We start from the raw sequence: 13581 nt of genomic DNA on the forward strand, positions 1-13581 counted from the left end.
CTTACTTAAAACGTATTTGAGATGATCATAAAAACTATTGAACAAAGGTTCAAACAAAACCGAAACTTAGGGATCCTTGCCCTATGGATATCCCTTTTCATTTCATGCGCCGCGCTTTTGTTTGCGCACATGCAGGTTCGCGACAGCCGAAAATCCCTTTATGTACTCGATGCGGGCGTGCCCATTTTACTAAACCAAACGAGCGCCCTACTGAATCGAGAAGTGGAGTACAAGTCTCAAGTGGAACTTTTTCATCGCCTCTTCTTTACGCTGCCTCCGGACGATGAGTACATCCAGCAGAACATTGAAAAGTCTCTTTACCTCATTGACGATTCTGGAAAGAAGGAGTACTCAAACTTAAGAGAAAAGGGTTTTTACAATCAACTGATCTCCTCGAGCTCGATGGTGAGTATTCAGGTGGATTCCATTCAAATCGATCTTGAGAAAAGGTATTTTAAATTTTATGGCAAGCAATCGATTCAGCGCAGGACCCGCCGTATGGTAAGGCTTCTGCGGTCCGAAGGCTATTACAAGGACTTAATTCGCACTCCTCAAAATCCTCACGGAATCCTTCTTCTGGATTGGCGCATTACGGACAATTCTGAACTTTCAAACGAAACGCTTTATGGATACTAACAAAAAATTCTTCGCCCAGGTTGTTAAGAAACTTTCTCCGCTTCGAGAGCGGCTTAAGAAGCATCCTGAAAAAGTACTTGGCTTTTTATTGCTTGTGCTTTTGTTTGCTCTTGTCCTAAATCTTGCGCAGTACAAGTACTTTCTCTCCAAGGAGGAAAAAGAAAGGAGGGATTTTTTGGTTGCAAGGGAAGATACCATGGACCGCTTAGAGTATCGTAAGAAAATGAGCCTCAAAAGAGAAAGGCTCCGCCCGGAATTAAGACAAACGATTCAATCGCTTCAGAGTTATTTAACAAAGGAGAAGCAGGGAGAACTAACCCAAGTCGATAGCCTTGAAATGGACAGGCTCTATACCCAATACAAAACCTTACTGCATGCTTACCAATCGGATTCCTTATAAAAAGCCACGCTACGTCATTCCACTTATTATGCTACCCTTTCTTTTGTTTTTAGGGTATCAATTTGAACGCTTTTCAGCGCGTGAGCAGCCTGCGCGTAGTGAGCAGGCTGGACTTTCGCTTTCCTTCGGGGAATCGAGTGACCCCATCCTTTCTAAAAACGAGGCGTACGATGCCTTCTTTAAAAATGGCGACGGCTTTTTCGCGCTGGATTCCAGCGAGAAAAAGGCTTCGCTAAAAGAAGAAGAAAGTCCTTTCGATCCTCTTAAAGAAGAGGAAGTGAGTTCAGGCCTGCCCAAAGACTCGCGCGATTTCATTCGTCTCTTTAATGAAAAGGCACTTGGAAGAGCTCCAAATGCGTCTCCAAGGGAAAGACAGAGCACGAATCGCATGGAAGCAGAGAAAGTAGAGAAAGCATCCCTTGCAGAGGAAGCAAACAGCCCTCGTTTTGGAAGTGCCCCTTTTGGAACTTTGGAAAAGAACCCTACGAGAAGCAGTATAAGTACGGATACGAGATTGAGTAATGCGTATGGTGAGGATAGGACACCTGTTAAGAACCTTGCAGAATATGGAGTAAGTGAGAATGCAGAAGAGAAGATGGATCCGATCCGCATTCTGCGCTCTCAAATGCTCGTGATGGATTCGTTAGAGAAATCGAGAGATCCTGAGTTCCAAGCCGAGAATCGGGCCCAGAAAAAACTCTTAGCGCATAAAGAAAAATTGAATGAGTTTTTATCCTCTACACTTCGGGTGAGCAAAACCACTCACAGTCCGCATTTTAACGCGGTTTACAAGCGAAGCGAATCCTTTTTTATCAAGGCTGTAATCGATGAAGATCTTTCGGGGTTCCTAGGAAGTCGGATTCGGCTGAGACTCTTGGAAGACATTTTTGTAGGCAATAAAAAGCTGTTCAAGGGTCAGATTCTTTATGCACAAGTCTCAGGGTTTTCCTTTGAACGAGCGAACCTTTCGATCGTTTCTGTTCTTGTCAAAGAAGAAATCCTTCCCATTCATTTAACGCTGTACGATTTGGATGGACAAAAAGGACTCTACGTGCCCGGAAGTGAATTTAGAAACATGATGAAAGAACTAGGTTCGAGCTCCGTCCAAGGCCAAAGCCTCGACTCTGCTGAGCCGTCTTTTTACTCTAGTCTTTTGTCTACTGCTTTTCGAAGCGCCTCTCAAAGCGCTGCAAAACTTTTACGAACCAACAAAGCCAAATTAAAGTACGGTACCCAGGTGCTGCTTTTAGAGGAGGCTCATTAAACTTGATCAACTATGAAAACGCTTTTTACCCTATCCTGTACTCGCGTACCCTTTTCCAAAGCTTCGCAATCTCTCGGAGATCAAATGCCTAGAGTGCTTCAGAAACCCGCATGCTGCTTCTTTATGAGCAGCAGAAATCGAGAAGTGGCAAAGCGAATTTTGCTTGTCTCTAGTCTTCTTCTATGTACGCTAGCCAAATCCCAAAGCACCGAGAAAGAAAAATCGCTTTCTTCTCTTCCCGTTTTGAAAATGAAACCGGGAGTGAATGTGCACATTGTATCTCCGGAACCGATTGAGTTTGTGGACCTCTCTACGTCTTATTTACTTGGAGATCTTCCTACGGAGAACTTAGCTCGGATTAAAGTGTTAGAAGATTCTTTAGCGGTTTTAGAAAAGCAATCCCGAGGGGAAAGTGGACTTTCTTCTAATTTATCTTCTTTCTCATTTGCGGAAAGATCGCCTTACACCTATCAGGAGCTAGATTTAGGCATTGTGACCATTGTAGCCAAATCCTTTATGGCGCAGTACCGAGCGGTGTATGGGAGCCAGGGCTCTCACGAGATTCAAAGCAGCATCTATATCTATCCTCAGCATATGCAGCCCCTGGAGTTTAGCCGGAATTCTCTTTCGCCAAGGGAGCTCTTAAATTTCTGCGAGAAAATCCTTTCTCGCAAGGAGTTAAGGCCTCTGGCTAGAAAAAAAGGCTTTGGCTTAACCCTAAATCTAAATGGGCTTTATGTGGTAGGGGATTATGTGTTTTTGGATGTGCTCATTGAAAACAAAACCAATCTGAAATTCCAGATGGAATCCATTCTCTTTTCGGTAGAAGACAAAAAGATTTACAAAGCAACGAACCATCAATCCATTGCCCTTAGTCCGGTGTATTCTCATCACAGTCAAAAGGAGTTTCGATCTACCTACCGCAATGTCTTTGTCTTCGAGAAGTTTAGTTTCCCGAACTCAAAAACACTTCGGGTTCGACTCGTGGAAGAGGAGCTTTCGGGACGAAGTCTCACCCTTGAAATTCCCTATTCTGCACTTTTAAAAGCAGACACGCTCTAAATAAATGAAGTCTTATTTGAAAGTAGGAGCGGACTACAGGGACGATTCTATTATGCTGCCTTCTACGGCCTTCTATTCAAATTCCTACGAGGGGTAACCCTTATAAAAAACAAGTGCGATGCAAGAACAAATTCACCAACTTAAAATCTACGGCTTTTTTCAAAAGATGGTCTACGGCCTTGTGGTCATGGAAACGCTGTGCGTGGTCTATCTGGATACAAAAATTCCGATTTTTTCTGACGTCCTTCTAGGTTTGTCCTATCTCTATATATTTTTCCCTCCTTTTTATGCCAAGATTTGGACGCTGATTCTCATTTGCATTGTGGCTGTGGGGACCAAAGCGCGCAAAAAGTCAGATCTTAAGATTTGGAAGGCCATTGTTCGTCCTATTTTCCTTGGTCTTTTCTTTATGGCCGCAAGTGTCTTCATCCTCCTTAGTTTTCAAGGGAAAAAAGGACCTGAACTTTTTTACGGATTTTATCTCATGCATGCATTTTATGCATTGTTCTCCCTACTAGGAGCACTTTTCGTGCAAGTAGGGGCCGATTCCATTTCAAAATTTGTGCAAGGTAAATTAGGGAAGGACCGGTTTAATACAGAGCAGGAAAGTTTTAAGCAGAACGAAGAGCTTATCGGAAATGCCACATCCATTAACCTTCCCTACAAATACAGGCACGGGTCTAAGATGCGCCGTGGATGGGTGAATTTAGATCCCTTTCGGGGGACCCTCGTGATTGGAACTCCGGGCAGTGGAAAATCCTTTGGCGTAATTGCGCCCGCAATCCGTCAAATGGTAAGCAAAGAATTTTCCCTTTGCCTGTACGATTTTAAGTTCCCCGACCTTGCGCAAATTGCGTATTACCACCATTTGCAGCAAAAAAAACAAAATCCTGGATACACCCACTCTTTTCATGTGGTGAATCTAAACGAAGTGGAAAAGAGTAGACGAATTAATCCTTTGCAGAAGAAATACGTTCCCAATCTAGCGATGGCTCAAGAGATGGCTGAGTCCATGGTGTTTTCCCTTCAAAAGGGAGGCTCTGCAAATTCAGGGGGAGCCGACCAGTTCTTTACGCAAAGTGCGGTGAACTTCCTTTCTGCTTGCATTTATTTCTTAGCGAGCCAGAAGCAAGGAAAGTACAGTTCGCTTCCTCATTTGCTTAGCTTTTTGAACAAAAGCTACGAGGAGATTTTTTCCGTTCTTTTTACAGAGCCAGAACTTCATTCCATGCTCGCGCCCTTTAAATCAGCGTACGACAATCGAGCGTTTGATCAGTTGGAAGGGCAGGTAGGTACGCTTAGAGTTCTGCTCTCGCGCCTCTCGACAAAAGAGAGCTACTGGGTCTTTTCGGGAGAAGAAGTGAATCTGAAAATAACCGATCAGAATGATCCGAGTGTTTTAGTCCTCGCTTCCAGTCCCGAGACCGAAGGAATTAATTCCGCGCTCTATGCCTCAGTGTTAAACCGAGTGCTACGAGTCATCAACCAAAAAGGAAATCTACCGGCGGGAATCATTGCGGATGAGTTTCCCACGATCTACATTCATAAGATTGATTCCGTTGTGGCCACGGCGCGAAGCAGTAAAATCGCGGTTATGCTGGGGCTGCAAGAGCTGCCCCAGTTAAAGCAGCTCTACAAAAGAGAAGTGGCCGATACAATCTGCTCGGTCATGGGCAATATTCTTTGTGGATCCGTTCGAGACCGCCATACCCTGGAATGGCTCGAAAGGCTCTTTGGGAAAATCAAACAAAAAAGTTACTCCGAGTCTTACTCGAGTCAAGGAACTAGTTTTTCGAGCAGCGAAAAGATGGACACCATGATTCCGGCGGGAAAAATTGCTTCGCTTCGCACAGGAGAAATGGTGGGAATGATTGCCTCAAGCTTCTATTCTTCGGAAGGAGAATACCGAAGTTCTGCGATGAGTGGAAAGATTGAGCTACTGGAATCTGACTCCCTTTATTTGGCCGAGAGCGAAGTGCAAATGCCGATCTACTATGATTTTAAAGATGAGAAGGGCACTTGTCAAAAAGAAAAAGTCCTACTTCAAAACTTCTCTCGCATCCTCAGGGAAACGGACGAGCTCGTGAACGACATTCTTCGCTTAGGCGTTGCAAATTCAACAATTAAAGGAGGTTCAAGTTCAACGACTAAAACAACTTCTAGTTCAAGTGCGGCTGCTGCGGCTTCCACTGCAAGTTTGAATTGATTCTCAATTTAAACTTGAGCTGGAACTTTCGCTAGAACCTGGCCTTAACTCTAAACTTAGTAAAACAAAGACCTGGTACTCTTTCTACTCATCAAATCAAATCAAATCACCTTTTTTAAACCCAATCTTATGAATCCAATTAGCACTCTTTTTCATTTTCTTCTGTTTTTGTTTCCATTTTTCCTTTTGGTTTATTTATCAAACAACCCGAAGGGCATAGGGCAGAACTCTTCCTTTTATTTAGCTGGGGATTTTCGAAGTATGCCTGATTTTTCAAAGCTTGAAGGGGATACCCTGACCAATCCTTTGTTGAGAGATTCGATTTATTTAAAACCTCCTTCCAAAAAGAAAGCGATGGAGGCTTTCAACCGGTTTAAAGACGGAATGGGAAAAGCGACTCCCGATTCACTTCGGACTCCGGGGAAAGTTCATTTTTCCTTGAAATCCCTTCCGCCTGTGGTGCAGTTCAATGGAGGCCTTAAAACAAGCCTCGATTCTCTGCGTTCCATTTACAAACGTGAGCGAGCGAATCGAAAAGAGTACCGAGAGGAAAAGAGAAAGAGGGATTCTTTGAGTCCTTCTTCAAAACCCTCTAAAAAGGCAAAGGCTTTAAACCCGATCGCAAGGGATCGAATGGATTCCTCCCTTGATGGGAATAGAAGGTCCTTTACAAAAGAGCCCCTCTCTCCAAGTAAGAAGGCGAGAAGGGATTTCTACTTTCCCCTAGAAGGGAAACTTTCCATCTCTTCTCCTTACGGGAATCGAGTGCATCCACTTTCGGGGGAAGTTAAATTTCATCGAGGACTGGATTTTCGAGCGTCCTATGAGAGCGTGATTGCGGTCATGGACGGCGTCGTAGAAAAAAGCGGATGGGATTCCAAAGGAGGAGGGTATTATATGACCCTTCAGCACGAAGGGGGAATCTCAACTTCCTATCTACATCTCTCACAGCGTTATTACAGGAAGGGAGAAAAAGTGCTAGCGGGCTATATCATTGCCCGCAGTGGAAACTCAGGCGGGTCCACAGGACCTCACCTTCATTTTATGGTGAGAGAGAACGGAGAGCTGCGCTCTCCTCAGGAGTTCCTTTACAACAAAAGTATGGAATCGGGCGCATCTTCTAAACTTTACGCTCAAAACTGAGGTAGGCCCTACTCTAAGGGTTTTGAACGTTTCAAACGTTTTGAAACTTTCAAGTGCGATTAAAAAAAGAACACCAAATCTAAAATTAGTAAAATATGAATTTAACTACCCAAACGGAGGCTACTTTAATGGAGTACGGCCTTTTAAACCCCGATCGCTCCTTTTGCTCTAAACTCTCTTCTCTTGAAATTGAGCAGTTCTTAAAAGGAGAACCGCTATGCGCGACAAGCGGTAGGGAGAGACTTACTTTTCTTCTGGATCCTTATTCACGGAATGTAACGGTTCGAGAAAGTACGCTCGAGAAAAGCCTTTCCTACGTGCAGGAGTCTAGTAGCACCGAGTTTTTACAGCTTGTCAAAGAAACCGCCACTTCCTATGGAGAGAGTTCTCGGTATGAGAAGAAAGCCTATTTAAAAGACGAAGTGAGTGGGGAGCTCATGGAACTGGATTTAGTGAAGCATCTCTCTAGAATCGGAAAAGAAGTATTAGAAAAAGGAGATGTAAAGTCTCAATCCCGCTATCGAACGGAGCTGTTTCGGATTAAGAATTATTATTTGAAACAAATGAAAAAATACCCCCATAGCGCAAAGGATTTTAAAGCGCAATTAGGCCTGGTTTCCAAAGAGCTTTCTAAAGTGTCAAGAAGTGTTAGGTCTTTAAGTGGAGGCGCTGAGCCAAAAGCTTCAAAAGTGCCTTTTGAAAAAGAACCCGCAAGGTCCTCCTTGGTAGGAGAACAAAATCCGACACAAACTTCTGTGGAAAGAAAAGTAGAAATAAGCGAAAAAGAGTCCCAAGTAGAAACGGCTGCAAACTCTCTTCGGGCTCAACAGAAGGAAAAGTTGGTGCTAGAAAAAGAGCCCTATCGAGCTCGCCGTCGTTAACAAGGCCAAAGTATAACCTTAAAATAGTTAAGAATTATGTCCGTGGATTTATTTAATTACCAAGCCCGTTACGGGGAGAATACCAATTTTGGATTTAAAGAAACTTCAAAAACGGAGTATTTAACGAGTTCTTTAGGAAAGAAATTTCCTTACGAACTGTACAGTGCCACTGCGCGCTTTAAGGCTCCACAACAAAAAGCAAAATCAAAGGCAGGCCTTGAACCTTTAGAGAAAAGCGCAAGTGATTTTGCTCTCATGGAGCGGCAGTTTTCTCGTTACAAAGCGCTTGATTTTATGTCCGGATCGATTTTAACCTCGATTTCGGATGTCGCTTGGCTCTTTCGAGAATTAGAATCGGAGGCCGTGGAGCATACGTTTTTAGTCTATCAGTTTAAAGACAGCAGCTACCTCGTGCAGCACCTCTCCAGCGGAGGGCTTTCCTCCGCGGTGGTGGATCTGCGGCTTTTGGCAGGGCACGTTCACAAACTGAGCCCCGAGTCGATTACCCTCGTGCATAACCATCCCAGTGGACAGCTAATCTCTTCGCGTCAGGATCAGCAAATGCTAAGTCGACTGCGGCTCGCGTTTGAAAACACCAAAGTCGAGGTGAAGGATGGGCTTGTGCTCAATCTTCGATCGGGACAGTATTTAGTGTTTGGAACGAGTAGCGATTCCGATCGAATCTTTGAGCACCAGGATCCCAAACGAAAGGAAAAACAAGTGCCCGTGTATAGTTTTAACAAGCAACTGTTTTGCGTGAATTACCAACCCGATAAAATCACCAACCCGGAACAAACGGCGGCTTATCTGTCGGCTCAAAAGTTTGGCCTCTCGGATCGAACCGAAGCTTTAATTCTCAACAATGCCAACGAGATTATGGGCAAGTTCATTCTTCCTCAAAATAAGCAGTACGAGAAGCTTGTGGAGCTTTTGTCCCGATACGGGGGCACTTCTGCTATTCTGTATGGCAATTCCCTTAGTGAGAGATTGTTTGAACGCTACAAAACCAAACTGGCCAACCTCGGATTTTCGGCGCTGGATGGAATCCGGCTTGAAAGCGGCAACTATTACTCTCTTTTAAATCATTCCAAAATTACCCTTCGAGAAGAATTGGTACAGAGCTATCACCAAAAGAAGGGTAAAGAAACAGGGAACATGAGAGGAAAAGAGCAGAAGGGCGAAACCTCCGTGCTAGAGCGGCTTGATGTTGCGAGTGAAAAAGAAATTGCACCTGCAGAGCCTTTGCTTCCCCCACGAAATGGCGTCAAGCGCTAAAGGCTTTTTGTTCAAGTCTATTGCTTGTAGAATGAGTCACTCTACGATTTAAATTCTTGTTTTCCTTTTCTCCTTTCAAAAATGCATCCTATGAAACTATCCTTTTCTTTATTAATCCCGAGTACGGCTCAAAAGTGGAGTCTAATTTTTCTGCTCCCCCTTTTTCTTTCGTGTACGAAAGAGATTCCACGAGCGGACACGGGAGGAGCCGATCTGCTCTTTAGTGTGTATTTTCAGGCCTCCAAAGGCCTAGAAAATAGCAAGACCTTTCACCGCTCTTCCCTTAGCTTCCTACCCATTGGAGTTTTTGAAATTGCACCCAGTGCACTTGGGGAAGTAGCGGACATGGAGTATTTTTTAATTAAAGACTCCCTTTATTACGGCTTAGAAGCAGGGGTGAGGATATCTATGGATCCCAAAGCAGGAAAGAGTGTACTTACCAAAACACACGGTGCGCCTTTTTCAAAGGATCCCATTTCCTACTATGGGAGAAGAAGGAATTTAAGCGATACGATTCTATTTAAAAGGCATTACAAACGTTTTGAAATCTCAACGCCTGAGCAGTATTCGAGGTATTATATTTTGAAATCCGATTCTTTGCTTCCCTACGCGCTGTATCCGCAAATTGAACAGGAGTACGGGGGAAGACTGGAGAGAATTGATTATTACGATGTAGAGAAAGATATATTTTACTCCATGCAGCTGCTGCGTAGACTGGAAAGAAGTAAGGAGGCGGAGTCCTTTCTAAAAGAAGGATACTTCGTACCCCAGACCCCAACTTTAACTCAAAATTAAACGACATGAGTCCAAGCAAATACTATTCGTATTCTCAAATTCAGGAGATTCTCTCGAGTGTGACTCTTTTAGATTATGCCTTTTATTTGGTAATGTCCGGAACGCTATGTTATACAGGTCGCTTTGGAACCCATCACTATTTTGAAGCAAAAGGCATTAAAATGGCCATCCAAGGAGAGGTGTATTATGATTTTAAAAAAGACAAAGGGGGAGGCCTTTTAACGGCGGTGATGGATTTAGAGAATTTAAGTTTTCTTTCTGCCGTGGCTTTCTTGGAGGCGGATTTTAGCCTGTCCTCCTCGCAGCTTACCGAAATCAAAATAAAGGCCTCCAAAGAAAGAAAAAGGGCGCCTTCGAAAAGTACGTTGAAGCTCCTTTCCTTCGGTTCTGTGAAAGATGTAGCCCTTCGGAGCTATTTTAAATCCAGGGGCATTTCTTCGACGGTCCTTGAGGATTACGGACTGGAAGTTTGCTTTCAGCTGAAAGGAAGAAAAGGCGTGGCCTTCGGCCTTGAAAATTCCAAAGGGGGATACGATCTAAGATCCTCCACTTGGAAATTAAAATCAGGTCCTAGTAGCTATTCCATTGTAGAGCAAAGTGCCAAACGAATGGTCGTCTTCGAAGGACTCACGGATTTACTCACCTATGTAGAATTGCAGTACCAGAAAGGATCTCACATTCGAAGAACACTCGTAGTTCTAAATTCCGTGACGCAATGCACTCGTTTTTTAGAAGATTTTAGCTCCTTTAGTGGCTATGTGTTTGTATGCTTAGACGGGGATCAGGCAGGGGAAAAAGCAACACAGAAAATTAGGGGAGGTATGCCCCAAGCAAAGGTTAGGGACGTTCGTCGCGTGTATGGGATTTCAAAAGAAGGATTTAACGATTTGAATGAAGCTTTTGTACACTCCATTTCTAAGCAGAATGGTGAGGTGCAGCCGAGTAGAAAGAAGAAAATGGACTTAATTTAAATCGGTTTCAAAATTCTCTTGTATCTTTGTTTGCATGTTGCCAAGTTGGAGAACGCATTCTTTGTTTTTCCGACTTCGTGTTTTGAGAGTCCTCTTACTCAGTGAAGTAGTGAAGGATTAATGTTCAACAGTCGATTAAGTAGAGCGCCTAGGGCGGAGAAATATGTCAAAATCTTGTTGTGGCCACGAGGCCGAATCTAACTCTTCAAACTTACATACCCATCGCTACGATGCAAAGGGAAGACAGCTATGCTGTCAAAAAGCGGCATCTAACCTAGATTCTATGGAATCTGAGGACTCCTGCTGCAGTTCAACTCCAAGAAAAAAGAAAAGTGCGCCCAGCTGTTGCGCTCACGAGGATGACTCGGGAGGCGAAGACGACTCGGAGAGTCATGAGCATTCCCATGCGAAGGGAGCCACAGAAAGCACTTCTTACTTTTCCCTTTTTAAAATTCCACTTCTTTCATTTGCCTTACTTTTAGTAGGTCTTTTGCTTGACCACTTCCTAAAACCTTCTTGGTTTGTCGGGCCCGTGAGAATTGTCTATTATTTAGCTGCCTATTTGCCTGTGGCGATCCCTGTGCTAAGGGATGCGGTAGAAAGCATACGATACAAAGAATTCTTCTCTGAGTTTTTCTTAATGGGGATTGCGACCCTTGGAGCGATTGCAATTGGGGAATATCCCGAGGCGGTTGCGGTTATGCTGTTTTACAGTGTTGGGGAAGTTTTTCAAGGCATGGCCGTTCGAAAAGCAAGAGGAAGCATAAAAGAGCTTTTGGACCAAAGACCTGAAGAAGTCACTGTGATAAGGGAGGGAGTTCCCTCTACACTTCGCGCAAAAGATGTTGAAATTGGCGAAGTGATTCGCTTAAAGCCGGGAGAGCAAGTCTCGCTTGATTCTCTGCTCCTTTCTACTTCCGCCTCGTTTAATACGGCCGCGCTGACCGGAGAGAGCAAACCGGATACCAAGAGAGAAGGAGAGATCGTTTTAGCCGGAATGGTCAACCTCGGGCAGGTGACCGAAGTGAAAGTGACCACTGCATTCAAGGATTCAAAACTGAGCAAGATTCTAAAACTTGTGCAAGAGGCTACGGCTCATAAAGCTCCTACCGAGCTTTTCATCCGTAAGTTCTCGAAAGTATATACGCCAATTGTCGTGTATCTAGCCATTGGGATTACCATTCTGCCTGCTTTATGGGTCGAGAATTATGTGTTTTCCGAGTGGCTCTACAGAGCCCTCGTCTTTTTGGTGATCTCGTGCCCTTGCGCACTCGTGATCTCAATTCCCCTGGGCTACTTTGGTGGTATTGGAGCCGCAAGTAAAAATGGAATCCTCATAAAAGGATCCAATTTCCTCGATGTATTGGCCGCCGCAAAAAGCGTCGTGATGGACAAAACGGGGACCCTTACAAAAGGAGTCTTTAAAGTCGTACAGGATGAAGTTTTAGCGGCGAGTAAAGAAGAGAAAAAGCACCTACTCACTCTTGTCAATACTTTAGAGAGTCATAGCACGCATCCCATTGCAAGTGCAATTAAAGAGTATGCAGGAGAAGTAGATCATAGTCTAGAATTTAAATCCATTGAGGAAGTTCCAGGACACGGATTAAAAGCGGTTCTTGAAGACAAAACTCTTCTTGTGGGGAATTTTAAACTCTTACGAAAAGAAGAGGTTTCTTTTCCAAGTGAGCATGAAAAGAACGTAGATACCGTCATAGCCATTGCATTTGGCGGAGTATACAAAGGATACCTAACCCTTGCCGATGAGCTCAAAGAGCAGTCGCATGCTGCGATTGCAGAGCTGCATCAACTGGGTCTACGAACCACGCTCCTAAGTGGAGATAAAGAAGCAGTGGCTCAAAAGGTGGCCGCGGAGCTAGGAATCAAAAGCGCCTACGGCGGACTTTTGCCTGAAGACAAAGTGGCGCACGTGAAAACCCTTGGGAAAACAGAAAGTCCGATCCTCTTTGTCGGGGACGGAATGAACGACGCCCCTGTGCTTGCTTTAAGCGATGTAGGGATTGCAATGGGAGGACTTGGCAGCGATGCTGCTATTGAAACGGCGGATGTCGTCATACAAGATGACAATCCCCTTCGAGTGCCTATGGCCATCAAGATCGGAAAGGCCACCAAATCCATCGTATGGCAAAACATTATACTTGCTTTTGGTGTGAAGGCCATAGTGCTGGCATTAGGAGCGGGAGGGATTGCTTCCATGTGGGAAGCGGTCTTTGCAGATGTTGGTGTTGCTCTACTTGCGATTCTAAACGCGGTTCGAATTCAGAATAAGAAATTTTAGTCACGCATTTTTTTAAAAGTACGGTCCTCTTTAGGGAAAGATTGCAACGTAGAGTTTGAATCCAAAGAACCTCAAATCTAAATGGGTAGCTCTGTGGATACGCCATAGCAGGATTAAAATGGAGAAGGCGCAAACTAATTTGCTGTTCCTTGGTTTGAAGCAGAAGGTCTTCCTCTTTGTTTGGGAATGTTCACGTTTTTAAGTCGAATGATTCGAAGGGCATGTTCTACGTCTACAACAATAATTTTCCCTTGCTGGCTGATCGCTTCGTCTAGAACGCCAGAGGCTTTAATGTTGTAAGCGGTGGACCTGCCACAACCCAGGACTTTGGCAAGACCGGAATAGCCGTACTCGTATTTTTTCTCTTTCACCATTTCACGGTGAAGTTCAATGTATTCAGCTACGGTCAGTTGCCAAATGTACTTTTCGTAATCTTGTGCGTTGGGTTCCATAAGATCGCAATTTTTAAGGTGATTTTTGATTGCTATAAAAGCATAGAGCGAAACTATAATTTCGTTTTCAATTGCGAAAGATGTCCAAAAAACGCACGACCTTCCATGGGACTTGTTTGCTGTAGTGAGTGTGGAGGTTACGCGGAAATCGAAATTTTTGCGAAAAGGTTGGTGCTTGGTAATAGGGGGTCAGTGTGTTG

The 13581-nt window shown here is 44.2% G+C and carries 12 protein-coding genes; 11 read left to right on the forward strand and 1 reads right to left on the reverse strand.

The annotated features are described in order from the left end of the window. Nucleotides 1-21 precede the first annotated feature (21 nt). The 11 genes from traK (at nucleotide 22) to ACX3PU_RS03630 (ending at nucleotide 12929) form a co-directional block, all read left to right on the forward strand. Nucleotides 22-636 (forward strand): conjugative transposon protein TraK, encoded by a 615-nt coding sequence (traK, locus tag ACX3PU_RS03580; RefSeq protein ID WP_459083543.1) that lies wholly within the window; start codon nucleotides 22-24, stop codon nucleotides 634-636. Beyond that, nucleotides 626-1036 (forward strand): hypothetical protein, encoded by a 411-nt coding sequence (locus ACX3PU_RS03585; protein ID WP_459083544.1) that lies wholly within the window; start codon nucleotides 626-628, stop codon nucleotides 1034-1036. The genes traK and ACX3PU_RS03585 overlap by 11 nt, the downstream gene beginning before the upstream one ends. Beyond that, nucleotides 1011-2300, forward strand: a complete 1290-nt coding sequence (traM, locus tag ACX3PU_RS03590; RefSeq protein WP_459083545.1) for a conjugative transposon protein TraM — start codon at nucleotides 1011-1013, stop codon at nucleotides 2298-2300. Before ACX3PU_RS03585 ends, traM begins: the two co-directional genes overlap by 26 nt. A 12-nt stretch (nucleotides 2301-2312) precedes the next feature. Beyond that, on the forward strand, nucleotides 2313-3362 hold the full coding sequence (locus ACX3PU_RS03595; protein WP_459083546.1) for a DUF4138 domain-containing protein: 1050 nt from the start codon (nucleotides 2313-2315) through the stop codon (nucleotides 3360-3362). 118 nt (nucleotides 3363-3480) lie between these two features. Beyond that, nucleotides 3481-5568, forward strand: coding sequence for a TraM recognition domain-containing protein (locus ACX3PU_RS03600; RefSeq protein WP_459083547.1), 2088 nt, complete (start codon nucleotides 3481-3483; stop codon nucleotides 5566-5568). Between the two features lie 129 nt (nucleotides 5569-5697). Then, nucleotides 5698-6711, forward strand: coding sequence for a M23 family metallopeptidase (locus ACX3PU_RS03605; RefSeq protein ID WP_459083548.1), 1014 nt, complete (start codon nucleotides 5698-5700; stop codon nucleotides 6709-6711). 95 nt (nucleotides 6712-6806) lie between these two features. Beyond that, a complete protein-coding gene (locus tag ACX3PU_RS03610; protein WP_459083549.1) occupies nucleotides 6807-7592 on the forward strand; it encodes a hypothetical protein in 786 nt (261 codons plus the stop codon). A 36-nt stretch (nucleotides 7593-7628) separates the two neighbouring features. Next, nucleotides 7629-8867, forward strand: coding sequence for a JAB domain-containing protein (locus ACX3PU_RS03615; protein WP_459083550.1), 1239 nt, complete (start codon nucleotides 7629-7631; stop codon nucleotides 8865-8867). A gap of 90 nt (nucleotides 8868-8957) precedes the next feature. After that, nucleotides 8958-9662 carry a hypothetical protein gene (locus ACX3PU_RS03620; protein WP_459083551.1) on the forward strand — a complete coding sequence of 235 codons (705 nt, stop codon included), beginning with the start codon at nucleotides 8958-8960 and terminating at the stop codon, nucleotides 9660-9662. A gap of 5 nt (nucleotides 9663-9667) precedes the next feature. Then, a complete protein-coding gene (locus ACX3PU_RS03625; protein WP_459083552.1) occupies nucleotides 9668-10633 on the forward strand; it encodes a toprim domain-containing protein in 966 nt (321 codons plus the stop codon). A 163-nt stretch (nucleotides 10634-10796) separates the two neighbouring features. Continuing rightward, a complete protein-coding gene (locus tag ACX3PU_RS03630) occupies nucleotides 10797-12929 on the forward strand; it encodes a heavy metal translocating P-type ATPase (protein WP_459083553.1) in 2133 nt (710 codons plus the stop codon). Nucleotides 12930-13063: 134 nt separating this feature from the next. On the opposite strand, the gene ACX3PU_RS03635 is transcribed toward ACX3PU_RS03630, so the two are convergent. Then, entirely contained in the window at nucleotides 13064-13381 is a 318-nt protein-coding gene (locus ACX3PU_RS03635; protein ID WP_459083554.1) for a DUF3853 family protein, read from the reverse strand. Nucleotides 13382-13581 lie beyond the last annotated feature (200 nt).

Source organism: Chryseobacterium sp. A301 (assembly GCF_054489425.1).

Excerpts from the sequence above, each read along its gene's own strand:
- traK (WP_459083543.1), top strand. The coding sequence starts at position 22 with ATGATCATAAAAACTATTGAACAAAGGTTCAAACAAAACCGAAACTTA.
- ACX3PU_RS03585 (WP_459083544.1), top strand. The coding sequence starts at position 626 with ATGGATACTAACAAAAAATTCTTCGCCCAGGTTGTTAAGAAACTTTCT.
- traM (WP_459083545.1), top strand. The coding sequence starts at position 1,011 with ATGCTTACCAATCGGATTCCTTATAAAAAGCCACGCTACGTCATTCCA.
- ACX3PU_RS03595 (WP_459083546.1), top strand. The coding sequence starts at position 2,313 with ATGAAAACGCTTTTTACCCTATCCTGTACTCGCGTACCCTTTTCCAAA.
- ACX3PU_RS03600 (WP_459083547.1), top strand. The coding sequence starts at position 3,481 with ATGCAAGAACAAATTCACCAACTTAAAATCTACGGCTTTTTTCAAAAG.
- ACX3PU_RS03605 (WP_459083548.1), top strand. The coding sequence starts at position 5,698 with ATGAATCCAATTAGCACTCTTTTTCATTTTCTTCTGTTTTTGTTTCCA.
- ACX3PU_RS03610 (WP_459083549.1), top strand. The coding sequence starts at position 6,807 with ATGAATTTAACTACCCAAACGGAGGCTACTTTAATGGAGTACGGCCTT.
- ACX3PU_RS03615 (WP_459083550.1), top strand. The coding sequence starts at position 7,629 with ATGTCCGTGGATTTATTTAATTACCAAGCCCGTTACGGGGAGAATACC.
- ACX3PU_RS03620 (WP_459083551.1), top strand. The coding sequence starts at position 8,958 with ATGAAACTATCCTTTTCTTTATTAATCCCGAGTACGGCTCAAAAGTGG.
- ACX3PU_RS03625 (WP_459083552.1), top strand. The coding sequence starts at position 9,668 with ATGAGTCCAAGCAAATACTATTCGTATTCTCAAATTCAGGAGATTCTC.
- ACX3PU_RS03630 (WP_459083553.1), top strand. The coding sequence starts at position 10,797 with ATGTCAAAATCTTGTTGTGGCCACGAGGCCGAATCTAACTCTTCAAAC.
- ACX3PU_RS03635 (WP_459083554.1), bottom strand. The coding sequence starts at position 13,381 with ATGGAACCCAACGCACAAGATTACGAAAAGTACATTTGGCAACTGACC.